Annotated in this window: 19 protein-coding genes; 8 read left to right on the top strand and 11 right to left on the bottom strand. The window is 63.1% G+C overall.

Annotated features, from left to right (window positions below; genetic code table 11):
• Positions 1 to 2: 2 nt before the first annotated feature.
• The gene (locus IAE36_RS05055) at positions 3 to 3,665 is read left to right on the top strand and encodes a translocation/assembly module TamB domain-containing protein (protein ID WP_236408607.1); all 3,663 of its coding nucleotides are present in this window, start codon (positions 3 to 5) and stop codon (positions 3,663 to 3,665) included.
• 17 nt (positions 3,666 to 3,682) lie between these two features.
• Here the strand turns inward: IAE36_RS05055 and IAE36_RS05050 are convergent, their stop codons facing one another.
• From IAE36_RS05050 to IAE36_RS05035, 4 genes are all read right to left on the bottom strand, one after another.
• Positions 3,683 to 4,237 (bottom strand): DUF2589 domain-containing protein, encoded by a 555-nt coding sequence (locus tag IAE36_RS05050; RefSeq protein WP_201210746.1) that lies wholly within the window; start codon positions 4,235 to 4,237, stop codon positions 3,683 to 3,685.
• Positions 4,238 to 4,304: 67 nt separating this feature from the next.
• Complete coding sequence (locus IAE36_RS05045; protein ID WP_201210744.1) at positions 4,305 to 4,979, bottom strand: DUF2589 domain-containing protein; 675 nt, start codon at positions 4,977 to 4,979, stop codon at positions 4,305 to 4,307.
• 62 nt (positions 4,980 to 5,041) lie between these two features.
• The gene (locus IAE36_RS05040) at positions 5,042 to 5,422 is read right to left on the bottom strand and encodes a Mor transcription activator family protein (RefSeq protein WP_201210742.1); all 381 of its coding nucleotides are present in this window, start codon (positions 5,420 to 5,422) and stop codon (positions 5,042 to 5,044) included.
• Between the two features lie 251 nt (positions 5,423 to 5,673).
• Positions 5,674 to 6,132, bottom strand: a complete 459-nt coding sequence (locus IAE36_RS05035; RefSeq protein ID WP_201210740.1) for a hypothetical protein — start codon at positions 6,130 to 6,132, stop codon at positions 5,674 to 5,676.
• Positions 6,133 to 6,280: 148 nt separating this feature from the next.
• Between IAE36_RS05035 and IAE36_RS05030 the strand changes: the two genes are divergently transcribed.
• A complete protein-coding gene (locus IAE36_RS05030) occupies positions 6,281 to 6,469 on the top strand; it encodes a hypothetical protein (RefSeq protein ID WP_028634197.1) in 189 nt (62 codons plus the stop codon).
• Positions 6,470 to 6,504: 35 nt separating this feature from the next.
• On the opposite strand, the gene IAE36_RS05025 is transcribed toward IAE36_RS05030, so the two are convergent.
• Positions 6,505 to 6,879 carry a fe2+ zn2+ uptake regulation protein gene (locus IAE36_RS05025; protein WP_028634196.1) on the bottom strand — a complete coding sequence of 125 codons (375 nt, stop codon included), beginning with the start codon at positions 6,877 to 6,879 and terminating at the stop codon, positions 6,505 to 6,507.
• 196 nt (positions 6,880 to 7,075) lie between these two features.
• Between IAE36_RS05025 and pvdQ the strand changes: the two genes are divergently transcribed.
• Positions 7,076 to 9,379: a bifunctional acylase PvdQ gene (pvdQ, locus tag IAE36_RS05020; protein WP_328822853.1), complete on the top strand. Its 2,304-nt coding sequence runs from the start codon at positions 7,076 to 7,078 to the stop codon at positions 9,377 to 9,379.
• Here pvdQ and IAE36_RS05015 read toward each other — a convergent pair.
• Both IAE36_RS05015 and IAE36_RS05010 read right to left on the bottom strand, forming a co-directional pair.
• On the bottom strand, positions 9,372 to 10,094 hold the full coding sequence (locus tag IAE36_RS05015; RefSeq protein ID WP_201210738.1) for a UDP-2,3-diacylglucosamine diphosphatase: 723 nt from the start codon (positions 10,092 to 10,094) through the stop codon (positions 9,372 to 9,374). The two genes, pvdQ and IAE36_RS05015, sit on opposite strands and share 8 nt — an antisense overlap.
• The gene (locus IAE36_RS05010) at positions 10,091 to 10,591 is read right to left on the bottom strand and encodes a peptidylprolyl isomerase (RefSeq protein WP_028634193.1); all 501 of its coding nucleotides are present in this window, start codon (positions 10,589 to 10,591) and stop codon (positions 10,091 to 10,093) included. The genes IAE36_RS05015 and IAE36_RS05010 overlap by 4 nt, the downstream gene beginning before the upstream one ends.
• Before the next feature lie 249 nt (positions 10,592 to 10,840).
• Here IAE36_RS05010 and IAE36_RS05005 point away from each other — a divergent pair, with 249 nt between their 5' ends.
• Entirely contained in the window at positions 10,841 to 12,544 is a 1,704-nt protein-coding gene (locus IAE36_RS05005) for a glutamine--tRNA ligase/YqeY domain fusion protein (RefSeq protein ID WP_201210736.1), read from the top strand.
• A 9-nt stretch (positions 12,545 to 12,553) separates the two neighbouring features.
• Positions 12,554 to 13,936: a cysteine--tRNA ligase gene (gene cysS, locus IAE36_RS05000; protein ID WP_201210734.1), complete on the top strand. Its 1,383-nt coding sequence runs from the start codon at positions 12,554 to 12,556 to the stop codon at positions 13,934 to 13,936.
• Between the two features lie 36 nt (positions 13,937 to 13,972).
• Here the strand turns inward: cysS and IAE36_RS04995 are convergent, their stop codons facing one another.
• Both IAE36_RS04995 and IAE36_RS04990 read right to left on the bottom strand, forming a co-directional pair.
• Positions 13,973 to 15,364, bottom strand: a complete 1,392-nt coding sequence (locus IAE36_RS04995; RefSeq protein WP_201210732.1) for a sensor histidine kinase — start codon at positions 15,362 to 15,364, stop codon at positions 13,973 to 13,975.
• The gene (locus IAE36_RS04990) at positions 15,342 to 16,022 is read right to left on the bottom strand and encodes a response regulator transcription factor (RefSeq protein WP_028634557.1); all 681 of its coding nucleotides are present in this window, start codon (positions 16,020 to 16,022) and stop codon (positions 15,342 to 15,344) included. Before IAE36_RS04990 ends, IAE36_RS04995 begins: the two co-directional genes overlap by 23 nt.
• Before the next feature lie 188 nt (positions 16,023 to 16,210).
• On the opposite strand from IAE36_RS04990, the gene IAE36_RS04985 reads away from it, so the two are divergent.
• The 3 genes from IAE36_RS04985 (at position 16,211) to proP (ending at position 19,859) form a co-directional block, all read left to right on the top strand.
• A complete protein-coding gene (locus IAE36_RS04985) occupies positions 16,211 to 17,104 on the top strand; it encodes a PA4780 family RIO1-like protein kinase (protein ID WP_201210730.1) in 894 nt (297 codons plus the stop codon).
• Between the two features lie 113 nt (positions 17,105 to 17,217).
• Positions 17,218 to 18,192, top strand: coding sequence for a porphobilinogen synthase (gene hemB / locus IAE36_RS04980; protein ID WP_201210728.1), 975 nt, complete (start codon positions 17,218 to 17,220; stop codon positions 18,190 to 18,192).
• A gap of 164 nt (positions 18,193 to 18,356) precedes the next feature.
• The gene (proP, locus tag IAE36_RS04975) at positions 18,357 to 19,859 is read left to right on the top strand and encodes a glycine betaine/L-proline transporter ProP (RefSeq protein ID WP_028634187.1); all 1,503 of its coding nucleotides are present in this window, start codon (positions 18,357 to 18,359) and stop codon (positions 19,857 to 19,859) included.
• Here the strand turns inward: proP and IAE36_RS04970 are convergent, their stop codons facing one another.
• Together IAE36_RS04970 and IAE36_RS04965 are read right to left on the bottom strand one after the other, a co-directional pair.
• Positions 19,860 to 20,561 carry a YoaK family protein gene (locus tag IAE36_RS04970; RefSeq protein WP_201210726.1) on the bottom strand — a complete coding sequence of 234 codons (702 nt, stop codon included), beginning with the start codon at positions 20,559 to 20,561 and terminating at the stop codon, positions 19,860 to 19,862. It abuts the gene before it with no gap.
• A gap of 9 nt (positions 20,562 to 20,570) precedes the next feature.
• Complete coding sequence (locus IAE36_RS04965; RefSeq protein ID WP_201210724.1) at positions 20,571 to 21,200, bottom strand: riboflavin synthase subunit alpha; 630 nt, start codon at positions 21,198 to 21,200, stop codon at positions 20,571 to 20,573.
• Positions 21,201 to 21,208 lie beyond the last annotated feature (8 nt).

Raw genomic sequence — 21,208 nt, 5'->3', positions numbered from 1 at the left:
TAATGACGTATGGGGTGCTGGGCCTGCTTGGCCTGGTCGTGACAGTGACGCTGGTGGTGAGTGTGCTGGCAGGCACGCAAGCGGGCAGCCGCTGGGTGCTGGGTAAAGTGCCGGGCCTTGAAGTGGTGGGCTTTGAGGGGCGGCTGGGCGGCACCTGGCAAGCGAGCCGGTTGAGCTTCGTCGATGGGCAGACTCGGGTGGAGGTGCAGGCGCCGCTGCTGGCCTGGTCGCCTGCCTGTCTGCTGCGTGCCACGCTGTGCATCGGCCGCCTGCATGCGCAGCGCATCGACATGGCCTTTGCGCCTGCAACCGAACCCAGCGAAACAGGCCCGTTGCAGTTGCCAGCCTTGCGCTTGCCACTGGCCATCGAACTGGGCGAGGTGAAGGTGGGGCAACTGCGCCTGGATGGCAGTGATCTGTTGGGTGACCTGCAATTGGCGGCCCACTGGGCCCGCGATGGGCTGCGCATCGACAGCCTGCACCTGCAGCGCGATGACCTGCAACTGAACCTGCAAGGGGACCTCAAGCCGGAAGGTGACTGGCCGGTGCAGCTCGAAGGCCAAGTACAGTTGCCTGCGATAGAGGGCAAGCCCTGGCAAGTGGCGTTGAATGCCACAGGTGAACTGCAGAAAACCCTGAACCTGACCGGCACCAGCAGCGGTTACCTGGACGCCACCCTCACCGGTCAGTTGCAGGCGCTAGCAGAGCATTTGCCCGCGACCCTGCAGATCCGCTCCGCGGCGTTCAAACCGGCTGATACGTTGCCAGACACCTTGCAGCTCGATCAACTGGTGCTGGATGCACAGGGCAACCTGAACGACGGTTACGCGCTTTCTGGCTCCGCCAGCCTGCCGGCCAGGCAGGGTCCCATCCCGTTGGCTTTATCGGGCATCGTCGACAGCAAAGGGGCGAAGCTCAATGGCCTGGACCTGACGGCCAGCGACACGCAGCGGGTCAAGCTGCAAGCTTCGGTCGACTGGCAAAATGGCCTGGCCGCCGACGCCCAGCTGGCCTGGCAGGACTTCCCGTGGTTGCGCCTGTACCCGCTGGACGCACCGCCACAGGTAAGCCTGAAGCGCCTGGATGCGGTGGTGAACTATCGCGATGGCCATTACCAGGGCACTTTCAAGGGTGACCTGGATGGCCCGGCCGGTGCGTTCAGCCTGGCGAGCCCGTTCGAGGGCGACCTTGGCCAGGTGTCGTTGCCCAAGCTCGCCCTCAGCGCCGGGCAAGGCAAGGCGGCAGGCAGTGTCGCGGTACGCTTCGCTGAAGGCGTTGCCTGGGATGTCGACCTGCAGTTATCAGCCCTGAACCCTGCCTATTGGGTGGCCGAGTTGCCAGGCACCTTGGCAGGGCCGCTGCGCAGTAAAGGGGAGATGAAAGGCGAGGCGCTCAACCTCGATGCGCAGCTGGACCTGAAGGGCCGGCTACGGGGGCAGCCTGCCACGCTGAAAGTGCTGGCCGACGGCGCTGGGCAACACTGGACCTTGGGCACCTTGGCCGTGCAACTGGGTGACAACCGCATCAATGGCAGCGGTAGCCTGCAACAACGGCTGGCCGGCAGGGTGGACATCGACCTGCCACGCCTGGGCCAGCTGTGGCCAGAACTGCAGGGGCAGGTCAAAGGGCGCCTGGACGTCGCCGGTACCCTGCAAGCGCCGCAGGGTGTGCTGACGCTTCAGGGCCAGCGGCTGGCGCAGGCGGATAACAGGTTGCAGCAGCTCAACCTCGATGCCCGCCTGGACAACCAGCAGCGCGGTGTCATCGACCTCAAGGCGAGTGGCATACAGGCAGGCGATACCGCACTGGGCACGTTGCAGGCCAATGGCAAGGGCGATGCCCGTCGGCAGGCCCTTACACTGACCCTGAACGGGCCGCAGCTCAAGCTCGACCTGGGCCTGGATGGCCAGCTGGACAAGGAGGACTGGCGTGGACGCCTGGCAAGCGGGCGCATCCAGGCCGGTGGCCAGGACTGGCAGTTGCAAGCGCCAGCGAGGCTACAGCGCCTGGCCAGCGGGCAGGTGGATTTTGGTGCCCACTGCTGGCGTTCCGGCCAGGCCAGCCTGTGCGGTGATGACCAGCGGCTGGCGCCGGAGCCACGCCTGCGCTACCACCTCAAACGCTTCCCACTGGAAAGCCTGGCGCAATGGATGCCCAAGGATTTTGCCTGGCAGGGCTTGCTCAACGCCGACATCAACCTGGACCTGCCCGCCAGTGGCCCGAAAGGTACGGTTGCTGTGGACGCCAGCGGTGGCACGCTGCGCGTGCGTGACAATGAGCGCTGGGTAGACTTCCCGTACCAGGCCTTGCGCCTGGACAGCACACTGGCACCGCGCCGTATAGACACACGCCTGGCCTTTCGCGGTGAGCGACTTGGCCAACTGACTGTAAATGCCCGTATCGACCCATTGGGCCAGAACAAACCGTTGTCGGGCGACTTCAACCTGGCCGGCCTCGACCTGTCCATCGCTCGCCCGTTCGTGCCCATGGTCGAACGCCTGGCCGGGCAGTTGAAGGGCAGTGGCCAGCTGTCTGGCACACTGCTCACACCCCAGGTCAACGGTAACCTGATGCTCAGCGGGGGTGAGGTGAGCGGTGCCGAACTGCCCACCAGCTTCGAGGACCTCAACCTGCAGGCGCAGATTGCCGGCGAGCAGGTGAAGCTTGATGGCAGCTGGCGCAGCGGTGCGGCAGGGCGCGGCCAGGTGGGTGGCAGCCTGACCTGGGGGCAGGCGCTGGGTATGCAGGTACGCATTCAGGGCCAGCAATTGCCGGTCACGGTGGAGCCCTATGCCACGCTCGAAGTCGCCCCCGACCTGACGCTGCAACTGATCGATGACAAGTTGGCGGTGACGGGCAAAGTGCAGGTGCCCAAGGGCAAGATCACCGTGCGTGAGCTGCCGCCTTCTACAGTCAAGGTGTCGGACGACACCGTGATCGTCGGCAACCAGACCGAAGAAGGCAAGCCGCCGATGGCCATGGCCATGGACATCGATGTGGAAGTGGGCCGGGATAAATTGTCGTTCAGCGGGTTCGGCCTCACGGCCAACCTGCTGGGCCATGTGCATATCGGCGACAACCTCGATACCCGTGGTGAACTCAGCCTGGCGGATGGCCGCTACCGCGCCTATGGCCAGCGGTTGACCATTCGCCGGGCACGGCTGTTGTTTGCAGGCCCTATCGATCAGCCCTATCTGGATATCGAGGCGATCCGCCAGGTGGATGACGTGGTGGCAGGTATTCGCTTGAGCGGCAATGCCGAGCAGCCCACCTCCACGGTGTTCTCGGAACCTGCCATGAGCCAGGAGCAGGCGCTGTCCTACCTGGTGCTGGGTCGGCCGCTGGGGGCGTCTGGCGAAGACAACAACATGCTGGCCGAGGCAGCACTGGGCCTGGGCCTGGCGGGGAGTGCCGGGTTTACCGGCGGCGTCGCGTCCCGGCTGGGTATCGATGACTTCCAGCTCGATACCGAGGGGTCGGGCAACACCACCAGCGTGGTGGCCAGCGGTAACCTCACGGAGAAGCTCAGCCTGCGTTACGGGGTGGGTGTGTTCGAGCCGGCCAACACCATTGCGCTGCGCTATAAACTCAGCAAGAAGGTGTATGTGGAGGCGGCCAGCGGGCTGGCCAGCTCCCTCGACATCTTCTACAAGCGGGACTTCTAGCGGCACCTGGGCGCTGTTCAGCGCACAGTGGCTGCCTCGATGAACTCGTTGCTGTCAGGGGCGGGAGGGGCAGCCGGGGCCCGAACCGGGATGATCAGGCTGGTGTATTCCTCGATCAACCGGTTGAGCGCCTCGGGTGGCTCGCTGGCCTGGAACTGCATGCGAATCTGTACCTCGTCAGGGTCGCGGTTGTCCCCTTGGCGGCCCTGGCCGCCGATGGTGACCTTGAAGCTTGCCGTCTTGTCATCCCCGGCGCTGCGCAGGGCCTGGCGGGCTTCGGTACCTTTCACCCGCACCGACAAGTCCACTTGCATGCGCTCCAGCGCCAGGCCTTTGGGCGACACCAGGGCGAACAACGGCACCCGCATGATGTGATGGCCGTCCATGGCCACCTCCACCATCTTGGCTTTCATGGGGGCGCCCAGTGCGTCGCTGTCGCATTCGAAGAACTGATCGAACAGGTTGATGTACTGCTGTGCGATCAGGCTGTTGGCCGCGCTGGCCGCTTCCTGCAGGCCGCGGGTGATCTCGCGCAGGTCGATGGAGGTCATGGGGGCAGGGGGCTTGTTCAATGGGTCGACTCTTCAGGCCTTGGGGCCCCCGATGCACGGGGGCTGTGGGCGCGATCAAGGGTGGGGTTCAGGTGACTGCTCCGCCCGGAGCGGGCGTGGTGCTGGGAGGTGTCGGGTTGGTTTCAGGGGCCTTGAGCCTGTCTGCCTGCGAAATATGTTCCTGGCTTTCCAGGGCGGCATTCTTGACCACTGTGGGTTTGGTGGCAGCGTCGGTCAGAAAATCGATCACCCTCATCATCGCCTCGGGCGGCTCCTGGCGTTTGAGCGTGGTGTTGAACGCATAGCGGGCGCGGGTATCGGTCTTGCGGGTTTGCGTGGACTTATGGCTCACGCTGCCTTTGACGTTCAGCTTGAATGGCCCCCAGCCCAGAGATGCAGCACCCTCGGCGTTGAGGTCCTTGCCCGAGGTTTCTTCGGACACCTGGTTGATGACCAGTTCGAACTCGACAGTGCCTTGTTCGATGGCGATGTTTGGATGAGTGATGGCCGCCACCAGGGGCACCTTCATGGTCTTGCTGACCACACCTTTGTATTCGCCCTGTTCGTCAACGATGGTTTCGTCGTAGTCGAACTGGATGGCTACCGCCTTGCCATCCTGCACACACACCTGCATCAGGAAGTCTGCATAGGATTTGCTGGCGGTAACCTGGGCCTGGACCATGGCTTGCAGTGGGCCTGCGATCATGCGGTCCATGGGCAAGGCGTTGATGACCGATCCAATTAAGCTGTTGTCTATCGACATGCTGGATTCTCTTTTTAGTGGGGGTAGGGGTGAAATGGCGCTTGACCGTCACGCTGTCATGCTCAGCGTGCAGGCAAGTCCTGGCGGCGGATGTTGCCAATCTGGCGCAGGCTAAGGCCGTACTTGTTGGCCAGTAGGCTGCGCGACAGGCCTTTGGCGCTTTCTTCCTGGATTTGCTGATTGCGCAGCTGGCGCAGGAAGTGGTCGGCCTTGGGAATTTCCAGCGCGACGCCAGCGAAACGCTTGATCAGAGCGTCCAGTGCTGCTGGCGGCAGTACGTCGGCAAGCTGGGTGCGTTCGCGGTGCTTGGGGATGTACTTGGGCCTGCCGCCGTAGGCACAGGTGAGCTGGTACGCGTTGTCGATGCCGATGCAGTCGATCAGGGCCTGCAGTGAATGGGGCAGTTGGCTGATATCGATATGGCTGAGGTCTGGCATTTCCATATGACGCTCCTTCGGGATGGATGGAATGTGCTACCCGATCACCCGCGGCGTTATGTCGAAGGTGTGACCGGATTCTCAGCGACAGCCCAAGCTGCTCGCTAGGCGGTATATAGGCTGGGGGTTGTAGCCTCGATGATTAGCTTTTGCAGGCAGTGATATCTGCCGATGTAGGAAATAAACGCCCGATACCGCCGCAGCGGGCTATTTACGTTGGCCGCGCGCTGGCTGCTGCGCGGTGGGTACCACTACCCTCAATCGCAGGGGTAGCTGCTGACCAGCCCTGCACTTTTGAGGTAGGCGTCAGGGGCGTCCCGCATGCGGTCCGGCAGGGTGCGCCAATCCACCAGCAGGCACAGTGCATGCAGTGGCTGGCCATCGCGCTGACCAATCACCTGGTCTGCGAAGCTGCGGCGGTACACCACCTGAGTGGCATGTAGCGGGCTTGCCTGGTCGGCATCGGCCAAGGTCTGGCGGGCCAACGCCGGTAGCTGTGCAGCGGGTAGGGTAAAGCGCAGCGAAGACCCGCCGGGGTGCAGGTAGCCAGCTTGACGCACACGTCGCCACAACTGCTGCCATTGGCTGCTACCTGCCTGTGCGCTCAGCCTGCTCCCCAACTCAAGCAATTGTTCGGCCGGGAGCTTTTCGGTATCGAGGGCATGGAGGGAGGGTGAGGTCAGGTACAACGATGCTAACAACAGGGGCTTGTACATAGAGGCTCCGCATGGGCTGTGAAACCCCATGCTTTCAGCCCGTTGCAGGCCAAACCAGCAGGAAATACAGCGCCAGGGCCGGTGCGCGTTGTATCATTGCCGCGGCTCGCAGCGAGCCATTTGCCCATGATGTTGCAAGGAACCTCTGATGACACACGTGCAGCGCCTCAAATACTCCCTTCTGATCATTCTGGTGGTGCTTGGCCTGATGCTTGGCCTTTCCCATCTGCAGAAGGCGGGCACCATCAGCGAACAGACCTTCCAGCTGCTGGCCATCGCCATTGCTGTCGTGGTGGTGGTAATCAACGGGATTCTGCGGCGCAAGGTCAGGCGCTGATCCGTGCCGGCCGGCCTGCCGGGCCGGCCACGCCCTCAGCGTGATGCCGTTTGTTCCAGCATCGCCCGCGCCTGGGGGTTGAGGCTATAGCATTTGTCGCTGCCCAGTTCGATAACGCCTTCTGAGCACAGCCGTTTCAGCACTTCCCGCACGCTGAGAAACGACAGCGGTATGTCCAGTTGCTCCAGCTGCGCATGGACCCCGCGCACGCCTATGCTGCGGCCGTTGCGGTCGGCGGCATGCAGTGCATCGATCACCTTCAGCCGGATCAGGCTGGTGCGTAGGCCAAAGCTACGCAACAGTTCGCGAATCTGCTCGTTGCCTACACGTTCGTCGGCAAACGCGTCCTGTCCCTTGGACGCTTTCCCTGGGGGGCTCCCCGCGTGAACCGGGGTTTGCGGGTTGTACATGTGAATGCTCCTTTTCGTGGACGAACCCGAAAGTTGGGTGCCTCACTTATTAGGACGAATGAGCCACAAAAATCTGCAACCAAACCGGTTAAAAAAATGCTGAATTTTGTTTCACAATTGCTTGCGGGGCGATTTGGCTAAAAATTCGGCACATCCGCTCGTCTGAACGGGATGACCCCGAACCCGAGGAGTGCCCGTGCTTTCACTTACCCGCCCCATCCATTTCGCAGGCCTGGCCTGCGCGCTGCTCGCGGTGAGCGTTGGCGCGCAGGCGCAGGCCGTGGTGGCCGATGCCAGTGCGCAGATCCGTCGCACCAGTTACGGTGTGCCCCATATCGTTGCCCAGGATGAGCGCGGGTTGGGGTACGGCGTGGGGTATGCCTACGCCCAGGACAACCTGTGCCTGCTGGGCAACGAGGTGCTGACGGTGAGTGGCGAGCGGTCCCGCCATTTCGGTGCTGACGGCAAGACCCTGGAGCAACGGGAGAACCTTGCCAGCGATGTGTTCTTCAGTTGGCTGAATCGCCCGGAGGCGGTTGATGCGTTTCTTCAGGCCCAGCCTGCGGCGGTTCAGGCGCTGCTTGCCGGGTATGCCAGCGGCTACAACAGGGCGCTGGCGGAGCGCCGCAGCCAGGGCCTGCCGGCCGAGTGCGGCGACGGCACGTGGCTGCGCCCCATCACCAGCCAAGACTTGGTCAAACTCACTCGGCGCCTGTTGGCCGAGGGCGGTGCAGGGCAATTCGTCGAGTCCCTGGCGGGCGCGCAGCCACCAGGCCAGGCCCGGCAGCAGGCGCAGGCGGCTACCGATTACGCCCAGGCGCTGGCCCAGCAAGCACGCTTTGCCAGCGAACGCGGGAGCAATGCCGTGGCGGTGGGGGCGCAGCGCTCGGCCAATGGGCGCGGGCTGCTGCTGGCCAACCCGCATTTCCCCTGGATGGGTGGCATGCGTTTTTACCAGATGCAGCTGACCATCCCCGGCAAGCTCGACGTGATGGGTGCTGCGCTACCAGGGCTGCCAGTGATCAACATTGGTTTCAATCATCACCTGGCCTGGACCCACACGGTTGACACGTCCAGGCACTTTACCCTCTATCGCCTGCAGCTGGACCCCAAGGACCCGACCCACTACCTGCTCGATGGCAAGTCGATACCGCTCGCCAAGCACGCCGTCTCTGTCACCGTCAAAGCCAAGGATGGCAGCCTGGGCGAAGTGCAACACGTGGTCTACAGCTCACAGTTCGGGCCCGTCGTGCAATGGCCGGGGCGCCTCGATTGGGACTCGCACATGGCGTACAGCCTGCGTGACGCCAACGCCGACAACACCCGGGTGCTGCAGCAGTGGTACCAGATCAACCGCGCCGACAGCCTGAAAGGGCTGAAGCGCTCGGTGGAGCAGCTGCAGGGTATCCCATGGGTCAACACCTTGGCGGTGGACGCTGCCGGTAGCACACTGTACCTGAACCAGTCGGTTGTACCCTATGTCGACCAAGCCATGCTGGCGACCTGCGGCGATACCCGGGCGCAAGGGCCCCTGGTCATCCTGGACGGCTCGCGCAGCGCTTGCCAGTGGAAGGTCGACCCGCAGGCGGCTCAGGCCGGCATCTTCCCGGCGCGTCTACTGCCGAGCCTGGAGCGTGATGACTACGTACAAAACTCCAACGATCCGGCCTGGATGACGAACCCGGCGCAGCCACTGACAGGCTACTCGCCGTTGGTCAGCCGCAATGACCAGCCGCTGAGCATGCGTGGGCGCTATGCGTTGCAGCGCTTGCAGGGCAAGGGGCGGCTGGGTGTGGACGACCTGCAGCACATGGTGCTGGATGACGAGGTGTACCTCGCGCGCCTGGTGTTGCCTGACCTGCTGCAGTGGTGCAAGGCAGCGGGCGCGGACGTGCAATCGGTTTGTGAAAGCCTCGCGGCTTGGAATGGCAAGGCCGACCTGGACAGTGGCATGGGCCTGGTGCATTTCGAGAACCTGCTCGACAGCCTGGCAGAGCACCCGGAGGTCTGGCGAGTGGCGTTCGACGCCAGGGATCCACAACACACGCCGCGCGGATTGGCAGTGGAGCAGGCGGCGGTGAGCAAGCGGGTGCACGAAGCTGCACTGGCGTCACTGGCGCAATTGAGCGAAAGCGGGACCCCAGGGCAGGCGAAGTGGGGGCAGGTGCAGCAGGCCCTCGATGGCACGCCGGTGCCGGGCGGCCCACAGGCCTTGGGCATCTACAACGCGATGTACAGCGTACCCCACGGGGCGGGCAAGCGCCTGGTGGTCAGTGGCACCAGCTACCTGCAACTGGTCAGCTTTACCGACAAGGGGCCTGAGGCGCGGGGGCTGTTGGCGTTTTCGCAATCCAGTGAAGCGGCATCCCCCCACGCCAGCGATCAGACCAAAGCCTTCGCAGCCAAGCAACTGGCGGCGATTCCGTTTACCGAGGCGCAGATCAAGGCCGACCCCGCGTACACAGAGGTGGTGATCAGCGAGCGCGCTGCTGTCAGGTAAATTCGAACGGCGCGAGCTGGAAGCCTTGTTCGTCCACCTGCAAGGCCCAGCCCCGGCGGTCCCAGTCACCCAGCACGATACGCCGCGCCGGCTGGCCGTCGACCACCAGCTTGTGGATCGCCGGGCGGTGGGTGTGGCCATGCACCAGGGTGAGCACACCCTGGGCAGCCATCACCCTGGGCACTTCCTTGGGCGTGACATCGACGATGTCGGTCGCCTTCATCTGCGTCTGTGCGCGGCTTTCACTGCGCAGTTTGCGCGCCAGGCGTTGGCGCATCGACAGTGGCAGGTGGGTCAGAACCCACAGGCTGAGGCGGTTGCGCAGCAAGCGGCGCATCTTCATGTAGCCCAGGTCGCGGGTGCACAGGGTGTCGCCATGCATCAGCAATACCCGCTCACCCCCCAGCTCGATCACGCTCGGGTCGCTGAGCAGCGTACACCCGGCAGCGTCGCAGAATGCCTGGCCTATGAGGAAGTCCCGGTTGCCATGCATCAGGTAGACGGCGGTGCCGCTGTCGCTTAGCCGCCGCAGGGCCTGGCAGATCTGCTGTTGGAACGGGGTCATGGCGTCATCGCCGATCCAGGCTTCGAAGAAGTCGCCCAGGATGTACAACGCCCTGGCGTGGCGCGCCCGGCCATCGAGCAGATCAAGAAACGCCCGGGTGATGTCCGGGCGTTCTTCTTGCAGGTGCAGATCGGAGATCAGCAGAATCACTCAATGATCTCGGCTTTCTCGATAATCACGTCGTCTTTGGGCACGTCCTGATGGCCGGCGTTGGAGCCGGTGGCGACTTTCTCGATGGCATCCACGACTTCGCGGCCTTCGGTGACTTCGCCGAACACGGCGTAGCCCCAGCCCTGCACGTTCTTGCCACTGTGGTTGAGGAAGTCGTTATCGGAGGCGTTGATGAAGAACTGGGCGGAGGCGGAGTGCGGCTCCATGGTACGGGCCATGGCAATGCTGTACTTCTTGTTCTTCAGGCCGTTGTCGGCTTCGTTCTGGATGGTGGCACGGGTTTTTTTCTGGTTCATGCCCGCTTCGAAGCCGCCGCCCTGGATCATGAAGCCCTTGATCACGCGGTGGAACACGGTGCCATCATAGTGGCCGTCCTTGACGTACTGAACGAAGTTTTCAGTGGTCGCTGGCGCTTTTTCAGCGTCCAGTTGCAGGACGATTACGCCGTGGTTGGTGGTCAGTTTGACTTTGGACATGCTGAAACTCGCTTTTTCAAGGCAATCGAAAATTGGGGTGCGCAGGGCGCACATTACCACCTGACGCTGGTTCGGGCGGTTACGACACATGGCGCGCACCGGCCATTTTGCCCGGCCGCGGCAAAAAAGCGGTGATAAATCACGCGAGTTTGCCCGGGCCCGACTGTCAGCAGCTTGACTGCTTCGGCTATGATAGGCCCTTTGATTCAATCGGCCTACCCAGGCCGGCTACGTGCATTCAAGGATCCTATGAGCAAGCCCACTGCCGACAACGCGCCCAACGCCGCTGCCAAAGGCGCCCCCGCTGTCCCTGCGAACTTCCTGCGGCCGATCATCCAGGCCGACCTGGACTCGGGCAAGCACACCCAGATCGTCACCCGCTTCCCGCCAGAGCCCAACGGCTACCTGCACATCGGCCACGCCAAGTCGATCTGTGTGAACTTCGGCCTGGCCAAGGAGTTCGGCGGCGTCTGCCACCTGCGCTTCGACGACACCAACCCGGCCAAGGAAGACCAGGAGTACATCGACGCCATCCAGAGCGATGTGAAGTGGCTGGGCTTCGACTGGGCGGGGGAGGTGCGCTACGCCTCCAGCTACTTCGACCAGTTGCACGACTGGGCCGTTGCGCTGATCAAGTCGGGCAACGCCTATGTCTGCGACCTCACCCCGGAGCAGGCCAAGGAATACCGCGGCAACCTCAAGGAACCGGGCAAGAACAGCCCGTTCCGCGAGCGCAGCGTGGACGAGAACCTGGACCTGTTCGCACGCATGAAGGCCGGCGAGTTCAAGGACGGCGAGCGCGTGCTGCGGGCCAAGATCGACATGGCGTCGCCCAACATGAACCTGCGCGACCCTATCCTGTACCGCATCCGCCACGCCCATCATCACCAGACGGGCGACACCTGGTGCATCTACCCCAACTACGACTTCACCCACGGCCAGTCGGACGCCATCGAAGGCATCACGCACTCCATCTGCACCCTGGAGTTCGAAGGCCATCGGCCGCTGTACGAATGGTTCCTCGAGCACCTGCCGGTGCCGGCGCACCCGCGCCAGTACGAGTTCAGCCGCCTGAACCTGAACTACACCATCACCTCCAAGCGCAAGCTCAAGCAACTGGTTGACGAGCAGCACGTCCATGGCTGGGACGACCCGCGCATGTCCACGCTGTCGGGCTTCCGCCGCCGTGGCTACACCCCGGCTTCCATCCGCAATTTCTGCGAGATGATCGGCACCAACCGCTCCGACGGCGTGGTGGACATGTCCATGCTCGAGTTCAGCATCCGTGACGACCTGGACCGTACCGCCCCACGCGCCATGTGCGTGCTGCGCCCGCTGAAAGTGGTCATCACCAACTACCCCGAGGGGCAGGTCGAACAGCTGGAGCTGCCGCGTCATCCGAAAGAAGACATGGGCGTGCGGGTATTGCCGTTTGCCCGTGAACTGTACATCGACCGCGACGACTTCATGGAAGAGCCGCCCAAGGGATACAAGCGCCTGGAGCCCAATGGCGAGGTGCGCCTGCGCGGCAGCTACGTGATCCGTGCCGATGAAGCTGTGAAGGACGCAGAAGGCAACATCGTCGAGCTGCGCTGCTCGTACGACCCGGACACTCTGGGCAAGAACCCCGAGGGCCGCAAGGTCAAAGGCGTGATCCACTGGGTACCGGCCGAAGGCAGCGTGGAGTGCGAAGTGCGCCTGTACGACCGCCTGTTCCGCTCGTCCAACCCGGAAAAAACCGAAGAGGGCGGTACCTTCCTCGACAATATCAACCCTGAGTCGCTGCACGTGCTGAGCGGTTGCCGTGCCGAGCCCTCCCTGGCCCAGGCCCAGCCGGAGGACCGTTTCCAGTTCGAGCGCGAGGGGTATTTCTGCGCAGACCTGAGGGACAGCCAGCCGGGCCGCCCGGTGTTCAACCGCACTGTCACCCTGCGTGACTCCTGGGGCAGCTGAGGAACCGCCGTGCTTACCATCTACAACACCCTGAGCAAAGCGAAGGAAACCTTCAAGCCGCTGGATGGCAATAAGGTGCGCATGTACGTGTGCGGCATGACCGTCTACGACTATTGCCACCTGGGCCATGGTCGCAGCATGGTGGCCTTCGACCTGGTTACCCGTTGGCTGCGCAAAAGCGGCTACGACCTGACCTACGTGCGCAACATCACCGACATCGATGACAAAATCATCAACCGTGCCAACGAGAACGGCGAAACCTTCGATGCCCTCACGGCGCGCATGATCGACGCCATGCATGAAGACGAGCGCCGTCTGAACATCCTGCCGCCCGACCAGGAGCCCCGTGCGACCGACCACATTGCCGGTATGCACGCCATGATCCAGACCCTGATCGACAAAGGCTATGCGTACGCGCCTGGCAACGGCGACGTCTATTACCGCGTGGGCAAGTTCGTCGGTTACGGCAAGCTGTCGCGCAAGAAAATCGAAGACCTGCGCATCGGTGCCCGCATCGAGGTGGATGAAGCCAAGCAGGATCCGTTGGACTTCGTGCTGTGGAAAGGCGTGAAACCCGGCGAGCCGAGCTGGGCATCGCCTTGGGGCCCGGGGCGCCCCGGTTGGCACATCGAGTGCTCGGTGATGTCCACCTGCTGCCTGGGCGACAGCTTCGACATTCACGGCGGCGGCAGCGACCTGGAGTTCCCGCACCACGAGAACGAGATCGCCCAGAGCGAGGCGGCCACCGGCAAGCAATACGCCAACGCCTGGATGCACTGCGGCATGATCCGCATCAACGGCGAAAAGATGTCCAAGTCGTTGAACAACTTCTTCACCATCCGCGATGTGCTGGAGAAGTATCACCCGGAGGTAGTGCGGTATCTGTTGGTGGCCAGCCACTACCGCAGTGCGATCAATTACTCCGAAGACAGCCTGCGTGATGCCAAGGGTGCGCTCGAGCGGTTCTACCACGCCCTGCGCGGTTTGCCGCGTGTGGCAGCCAGTGGCGGTGAGGCGTACGTCGAGCGTTTCAGCGTGGCCATGAACGACGACTTCGGTACGCCAGAAGCTTGCGCTGTGCTGTTCGACCTGGTGCGCGAGATCAACCGCCTGCGCGATAGCGACCCGCAAGCCGCCGCTGGCCTGGCCGGGCGCCTGCGTGAACTGGGTGATGTGCTGGGGGTGTTGCAGCTGGAGGCCGATGACTTCCTGCGCGCCGGCGCCGAAGGCAAGGTGGATGCAACTGAGGTCGAAGCCCTTATCCAGGCCCGCCTGCAGGCGCGCACGGACAAGAACTGGGCAGAGTCGGACCGCATTCGCGACCAACTGACGGCCATGGGTGTGGTGCTGGAAGACAGCAAGGGCACCACCACCTGGCGCCTGGCTGATTGACAGGGGCGTGGGGGCCGCCGTGTGGCGGCCCTCCGTTTACTGGGTTACCCCGGGTAGCGGGCAGTGCAACACCAGCTTGGCACCGCCCAGCTCGCTTTCGCCGATTTCCAGCCCAAAGCCATGCAAGTCGACGATTGCCGCAACGATCGACAACCCCAGCCCGAAGCCTGCGTGGCGATGGCCTTCATCGCTGCGGTAGAAGCGCTTCAACACGGCGGCGCGCTCCTCTTCCGGGATGCCCGGCCCGCTGTCCTCGACCCCCAAGTGAATACCCTCGTCGTCGTGCCTGGCACAGAGCCGTACGTGGCCGCCTTCGGGGGTGAACTTGATGGCATTGCCCACCAGGTTGGCGAGCGCCTCGAACAACAGCTCGCGGTCCCCGTGTAGCGCTGGCAATCGCGCCGGCTGCTGCAGCTCCAGGCTAATGCCCCCGTCTTCGGCAAGCGGCAGGTAGAAGTCGTGCAACTCCACCAGCAGGTCGTGGGGCGCGAGTTCGACGAAGCCGGCACGGCGTTGGCGGTCCTCTAGCTCACTGATGCGCAGCAGCCCCCGAAAGCGCGCCATCAGGGTATCGGTTTCGCCAATGGCCTGGTCCAGGGCCTCGGCTTGCGCCGGGTCGTGGCTGCTCTGCTGGCGGATGCGGTACAGCTGGGCGCGCAGGCGGGTGAGGGGGGTACGCAGGTCATGGGCGATGTTGTCGCACACGCCTTTCACCTCATGCATCAGCCGTTCGATGCGGTCGAGCATGGCATTGACGATGGCGGCCAGCATGTCCAGCTCGTCGCGCCTGGCCGACAGGGGCAGGCGATGGGTGAGGTCGCCGGCCACGATCAGTTCGGCCTGTGCCTGAATGGCGCGGATGCGCTTGAGTGGCCGGCGCCTGAGCAGGTACCAGCCAGCAAAACCTGGTATCAGCGTTAACGAGATGCCCCACAGCAGCGCGTGAAGGATGATGCGGGTGACCACGAACAACGAGCCGTTGTCGCGCACCAGTACCAGCCAGCGGCCATCCTGCACCTTGATGGCCACGGCATCGCAGCTGTCGCGGGGCATGCGTGGGTCATCGGCATCCAGGCAGCGCTTGAGTTCGTGGATTCTGCCGTCGAGCCCAAGCTCCGGCGGCAGGTTGCGAAGGGTGCCGCCCAGTGGGTTGAGCTGGGTGTCGAACAGGCCGTAGGCATCGAAACTGCGCTCTTCGAAGGCCTGGCTGGCGATCAGGGCGTCGTCGAGCTGCTTGCCGCTCATGTGGGCGAACAGGTGCTGGCGCTGCAGCATCGAGTGGCGGGTAAGCTTGTTCAGGTAGCTGGATACCTCGAAATACAGCACCCCCATGAGGATGCTGCTCCAGGCCACGAACAGGAAGCTGTAAAGCGCCAGCAGGCGGCTGGTGGACGAGCTCCAGCCTTTAGACGGGTTCAGCAATGGCATAGCCGGAGCCCCGTACGGTCCGGATCAGTGGCGATTGGCCTGGCATGTCGATTTTCTTGCGCAAGCGGCCGATGTGCACGTCGATCAGGTTGGTGCCGGGGTCGAAGTGATAGCCCCATACCTCTTCGAAGATCATCATGCGGGTAATCACCTGGCCGCTGTGGCGCATCAGGTATTCCAGCAGCTTGTACTCGGTCGGCAGCAGGTTGAGCGCCTGCTCGCCACGGCGGGCTTCATGGCTGATCAGGTCAAGCTGCAGGTCGGCGACCTGCAGGCGGGTCTCGGTCAGGGGCACGCTGTTGCGGCGCAGCAGCACCTCGACCCGTGCTGCCATTTCGTCGGAGGCGAACGGCTTGGTCAGGTAGTCGTCCCCACCTGCGCGCAGCCCGCGCACCCGTTCGTCCACATCGGACAGGGCGCTGATCATCAGAATGGGCGTAGTGATCTTGAGGTTGCGCAAGGTGGTGACGATGGTCAGGCCGTCTACTTCTGGCAACATGCGGTCCAGGGTGATCAGGTCATAGCCGCCGGCAATGGCCTTGGCCAGCCCTTCACGGCCATTGTCGGCCCAATCCACCTCCAGGCCGTGGCTGTTGAGTTCTGCGACGATTTCCTGGCCGGTGACGGCGTCGTCTTCGATGGTGAGTACGCGAGGCATGCGGGTTCCCGGGCATCCAGATAGAGACATGATTGTGCCAAATAATAGCTGGCCGGCGATTTAAGAATAATTCATCTAGCGCCATTGGCACGCTCAGGTGCACGCTGCCCCCGTGAACACAGGCAAGCATCTGGAATCTGGCTGTGAGAGGATGTACGGCAATACAGCCAGGACCCGAACACAGCCTGATGAAGACCCCTAAAAGAATCGAACCCCTGATCGAAGATGGCCTGGTCGACGAGGTACTCAGGCCGTTGATGAGTGGCAAGGAAGCGGCCGTGTACGTGGTGCGCTGTGGCACCCAGGTGCGCTGTGCCAAGGTTTATAAAGAAGCCAACAAGCGCAGCTTCCGCCAGGCCGCCGAGTACCAGGAAGGCCGCAAGGTGCGTAACAGCCGTCAGGCCCGCGCGATGGCCAAGGGCAGCAAGTACGGGCGCAAGGAGGCGGAAGATGCCTGGCAGAACGCTGAAGTGGCCGCGTTGTTCCGCCTGGCGGGCGCCGGGGTAAGGGTGCCTAAACCCTACGACTTCCAGGACGGCGTCCTGTTGATGGAGCTGGTGACCGATGCCGATGGCGATGCGGCTCCACGCCTGAACGATGTGCACCTCGAAGCTGACCAGGCGCGCGACTACCATGGGTTCGTCATCCGTCAGATCGTGCTGATGCTTTGCGCAGGCCTGGTGCACGGTGACCTGTCGGAATTCAATGTGCTGCTGGGCCCCGACGGCCCGGTGATCATTGACCTGCCCCAGGCGGTAGATGCGGCGGCCAACAACCACGCGTTCAGCATGCTGGAGCGGGACGTGACCAACATGGCCCATTACTTCGGCCGTTTCGCCCCGGAACTCAAGGCCACCCGCTATGCCCAGGAAATGTGGGCCTTGTTCGAAGCCGGCGAACTGCGCCCGGACAGCCTGCTGACCGGGGTATTTGAAGATGAGGAACAGGCGGCAGACGTTGCAGGTGTGATGCGCGAGATCGACGCCGCGCGGCTGGACGACGCACGCCGCCGCGAGCCGCGTGCCGAGGCCGAGCAGGGCGCGCCCAAGGCCGAAGAGCCAACCCCACCCTGGATGCGTTGAAACTGCGCCCTGCGATCATTGCCTTTGACGCAGGGCAATAACTCGTCATTTGGCCTTTTCACTGCGCCGCCGCAGGCATAAGGTATACGCCGTTCAAATTCCCTGGAGCTGTCATGTCCAACCGTTTTCCGTCCGTTCGCCCCCGTCGTCTGCGTCAGAGCGAGTCGCTGCGCACTGTATTCCAGGAAACCGAGTTTCGTCTCGAAGACCTGATCCTGCCGATCTTCGTTGAAGAAGGTATCGATGACTTCGTGCCGATCAGCACGATGCCAGGGGTTAACCGTATCCCTGAAAAACGGCTGGCCCAGGAAATCGAGCGTTATGCCCGCGCCGGCATCCGCTCGGTGATGACCTTTGGCGTGTCCCACCACCTGGACGAGGTTGGCAGCGACACCTGGAACGAAAACGGCCTGGTGGCTCGTATGTCGCGCATCTGCAAGGACACCGTGCCGGAAATGGTAGTGATGTCCGACACCTGCTTCTGCGAATACACCAGTCATGGCCACTGTGGTGTGCTGCACGACCATGGCGTGGACAACGATGCCACCATTGCCAACCTGGGCAAGCAGGCCGTCATCGCTGCCGCCGCGGGCGCCGACTTCATTGCACCTTCCGCTGCAATGGACGGGCAGGTCCAGGCGATCCGCAGCGCCCTGGACGGCGCCGGGTTCCATGACACGGGGATCATGGCCTATTCCACCAAGTTCGCCTCTTCGCTGTACGGGCCGTTCCGCGAGGCGGGCGGCACGGCGCTGAAGGGCGACCGCAAGAGCTACCAGATGAACCCCATGAACCGCCGTGAGGCGGTGCGCGAATCGCTGCTGGACGAGCAGGAAGGGGCGGATGTGTTGATGGTCAAGCCAGCCGGTGCCTACCTTGACGTTATCGCCGACATCCGTGCGACGTCACGCTTGCCGTTGGCCGCCTACCAGGTGAGCGGGGAATACGCCATGATCAAGTTCGGTGGCCTGGCTGGGGCGATCGATGAAGGCCGGGTGGTGCGCGAGAGCATCGGCGCCATCAAACGCGCGGGTGCGGATGTGATCCTTACGTATTTTGCGATGGATTTGGCGTTGCAAGGTATTTGACCCAAGCGTCGTCCAGGCGGTTTGGCTGGGAGATGTTCTTCTTGACGGGTGCGGCGCGTGGAAGACCGAGCGCCGCACCCTGCACAAAAAATCACTAAGCGCTGAATTATTTAGTGTCCCTTTGTATCTGATGGCATAGAGCAGTCACCGTCAGGGATACACAAATGAAGTCTCGCAAGAAAAAAGTCCAGCCAATCGGCCTCAAGGACATCACCATCGTCGACGACGCCAAGATGCGCAAGGCCATTACGGCCGCAGCACTCGGCAACGCGATGGAGTGGTTCGATTTCGGGGTCTATGGCTTTGTCGCCTATGCACTGGGCAAGGTGTTTTTCCCCAACGCCGACCCCAGCGTGCAAATGATCGCAGCACTGGCCACCTTTTCGGTGCCGTTCCTGATCCGCCCGCTGGGCGGGCTGTTCTTCGGTGCCCTGGGGGACCGGCTTGGCAGGCAGAAAGTGCTGGCAGCCACCATCGTCATCATGTCGCTCAGTACCTTTGCCATCGGCCTAATACCGTCATACGCCAGTATTGGCATATGGGCGCCGATACTGTTGCTGCTGGCCAAGATGGCCCAAGGCTTCTCGGTAGGCGGTGAGTACACCGGCGCGTCCATCTTCGTTGCCGAGTACGCACCCGACCGCAAGCGCGGCTTCCTCGGGAGCTGGCTGGACTTCGGTTCCATCGCCGGCTTTGTACTGGGTGCCGGCGTGGTCGTGATGATCTCCGCAGTACTGGGAGAAGAGAAGTTCCTTGAGTGGGGCTGGCGCCTGCCGTTCTTCCTGGCACTGCCGCTGGGCATTATCGGCCTCTATCTGCGCCATGCGCTGGAAGAGACCCCGGCGTTCCAGCAACACGTGGAAAAACTGGAGCAAGGTGACCGTGAAGGCCTGGCCTCGGGGCCGAAGGTGTCGTTCAAGGAGGTGGCAACCAAGCACTGGCGTAGCCTGATCACCTGCATCGGGGTAGTGATCGCGACCAACGTGACCTACTACATGCTGCTGACCTACATGCCCAGCTACTTGTCCCACAACCTGCACTACAGTGAGGACCACGGTGTACTGATCATTATCGCGATCATGGTGGGCATGCTGTTCGTGCAGCCGATCATCGGGCTGCTCAGCGACAAGGTCGGCCGCCGTCCCTTCATCATCGTGGGTAGCATCGGCCTGTTCGTGTTGGCCATCCCGGCCTTCATGCTGATTACCAGTGGCGTGCTTGGCCTGATCTTCGCGGGCCTGCTGCTGATTGCGGTGTTGCTGAACTTCTTCATCGGCGTAATGGCGTCGACATTGCCGGCGATGTTCCCCACGCACATCCGTTACAGCGCCCTGGCCAGCGCCTTCAACATTTCGGTGCTGATTGCGGGCGTTACGCCCACCCTGGCAGCCTGGCTGGTGGAAAGCACCGGTAACCTGTACATGCCGGCTTATTACCTGATGGTCATCGCGGTGATCGGCCTGGTAACCGGCATCACCATGAAGGAAACCGCCAACAAGCCTCTGCGTGGCGCCGCACCCGCGGCATCGGATATTGGTGAGGCCCGTGAGCTGCTGCAGGAGCACCACGACAATATCGAGCAGAAGATCGAGGACATCGACACCCAGATCGCCGAGCTGGAAGCCAAGCGCAAGCTGCTGGTGCAGCAACACCCGCGCATCGATTGATCAGTGGGGCATATAGCCCCGCTGCCATGAACGCGGTATGAACAGCGACACCAGGGCCAGCAGGCAGGTCAAGGCACAACTGCCTGCCAGAGCCTGCAGGCCCAGGTGTTTCTGCAGCCATGCCCCCAATGCTGCGCCCAGTAACATCCCCGCCCACGGCACCAGTTGCACCCGCCAGCCGTTGCGCCGCTCCCCAAGCAGCCAGCGCCCCAGGCCACGGCCAAAGCGCGACAGCGCCCCGGTCACATACGTCAGGCCGATGGGCAGCCCGTTCACCTGTTCCACGACTGCGTTGATCATGCCCATGGCCAGGGTAGCCGCGAGCAGAGCAGGGAATGTAGCCGGCCACGGCCAGGCTGCGGCAAACGCCAGTAACCCGGCGACCACCACCAATACTGGCCAGGCACGGCGTCGGCATCCGCGCGCCAGCATCACGCCAAGGGCATTCCCGGCCACGAACCCAAGCACCGCGCCACTCAGGCGCAGCACCATGCCCGCGTCTGCCTCGCTGATGGCGACAGCAAGGCGGGTCGTGTTACCGCTCATGAACGACACGAAGTCGCCCAACGCCAGCAGGCCGATCGCATCGGTCATGCCCGCCAGCACCGAAAGGCCAGCCACCAGGCCAAGGCCTACGCGGCCACGCAAGACTTGCAAGCGCAGGCGCCTGGCGGTGCGTGCGGTTGGAGCGTAAGGCAGCATGGGCAGGCCTCAGGGCAGCAGGTTTTCGCGGGCGAGGGTGCTTTTGATGGTGCGTTCAACCACATCCACCAGCACCATGGTGTGGTGATCCACCTCGATGTTCAGCAGGTCGCCGGGCGTGTAGCGGGCGAACGTGGTTTGCCGCAGCGTCTCCGGGATCAGATTGATCGTGACTACGTTGTCGTCGATATCGGCCACCGTCAGGCTGCAACCATTCACGCCGATGAAGCCCCGGGCGAATACGTACTTCCCCCACTCGGCCGGCATGCGGAAACGCACGAAGGCACCGCTCTCGGCAATACAGAGCTCGACCACTTCAGCAGTGGTGGCGATATGACCCGCCATCAAGTGGCCGCCGACCTCCGCGTTCATTTTTGCCGAACGCTCGATATTGACCTGTTGCCCTGAAACGAAGGTGCGCAGGTTGGTGCGTTCGAGGGTGGCGGTCATGGCATCGAAGCGAACCTGGGTGCCGTCGATGTCGGTGACGGAAAGGCAGGTGCCCTCGACGCTCACGCTGGCGCCGACCTTGAGGTCGTCCAGCAGTGCAGGGGTGAGGTCGATGGTGAACTGGTTGTGGCCTGGGTGACGGGTCACATCAAGCAAAGGGCGCACGGCCTGGACGATGCCGGTGTACATGGGGGCTC

Source organism: Pseudomonas sp. S36 (assembly GCF_016647875.1).
GTDB classification, from domain to species: domain Bacteria; phylum Pseudomonadota; class Gammaproteobacteria; order Pseudomonadales; family Pseudomonadaceae; genus Aquipseudomonas; species Aquipseudomonas parafulva.
This window is presented reverse-complemented; position numbering and strand designations above follow the sequence as displayed.

Excerpts from the sequence above, each read along its gene's own strand:
- IAE36_RS05055 (WP_236408607.1), top strand. The coding sequence starts at position 3 with ATGACGTATGGGGTGCTGGGCCTGCTTGGCCTGGTCGTGACAGTGACG.
- IAE36_RS05045 (WP_201210744.1), bottom strand. The coding sequence starts at position 4,979 with ATGTCGATAGACAACAGCTTAATTGGATCGGTCATCAACGCCTTGCCC.
- IAE36_RS05040 (WP_201210742.1), bottom strand. The coding sequence starts at position 5,422 with ATGGAAATGCCAGACCTCAGCCATATCGATATCAGCCAACTGCCCCAT.
- IAE36_RS05035 (WP_201210740.1), bottom strand. The coding sequence starts at position 6,132 with ATGTACAAGCCCCTGTTGTTAGCATCGTTGTACCTGACCTCACCCTCC.
- IAE36_RS05030 (WP_028634197.1), top strand. The coding sequence starts at position 6,281 with ATGACACACGTGCAGCGCCTCAAATACTCCCTTCTGATCATTCTGGTG.
- IAE36_RS05025 (WP_028634196.1), bottom strand. The coding sequence starts at position 6,879 with ATGTACAACCCGCAAACCCCGGTTCACGCGGGGAGCCCCCCAGGGAAA.
- IAE36_RS05010 (WP_028634193.1), bottom strand. The coding sequence starts at position 10,591 with ATGTCCAAAGTCAAACTGACCACCAACCACGGCGTAATCGTCCTGCAA.
- IAE36_RS05005 (WP_201210736.1), top strand. The coding sequence starts at position 10,841 with ATGAGCAAGCCCACTGCCGACAACGCGCCCAACGCCGCTGCCAAAGGC.
- IAE36_RS04995 (WP_201210732.1), bottom strand. The coding sequence starts at position 15,364 with ATGCCATTGCTGAACCCGTCTAAAGGCTGGAGCTCGTCCACCAGCCGC.
- IAE36_RS04990 (WP_028634557.1), bottom strand. The coding sequence starts at position 16,022 with ATGCCTCGCGTACTCACCATCGAAGACGACGCCGTCACCGGCCAGGAA.
- IAE36_RS04985 (WP_201210730.1), top strand. The coding sequence starts at position 16,211 with ATGAAGACCCCTAAAAGAATCGAACCCCTGATCGAAGATGGCCTGGTC.
- hemB (WP_201210728.1), top strand. The coding sequence starts at position 17,218 with ATGTCCAACCGTTTTCCGTCCGTTCGCCCCCGTCGTCTGCGTCAGAGC.
- proP (WP_028634187.1), top strand. The coding sequence starts at position 18,357 with ATGAAGTCTCGCAAGAAAAAAGTCCAGCCAATCGGCCTCAAGGACATC.
- IAE36_RS04970 (WP_201210726.1), bottom strand. The coding sequence starts at position 20,561 with ATGCTGCCTTACGCTCCAACCGCACGCACCGCCAGGCGCCTGCGCTTG.
- IAE36_RS04965 (WP_201210724.1), bottom strand. The coding sequence starts at position 21,200 with ATGTACACCGGCATCGTCCAGGCCGTGCGCCCTTTGCTTGATGTGACC.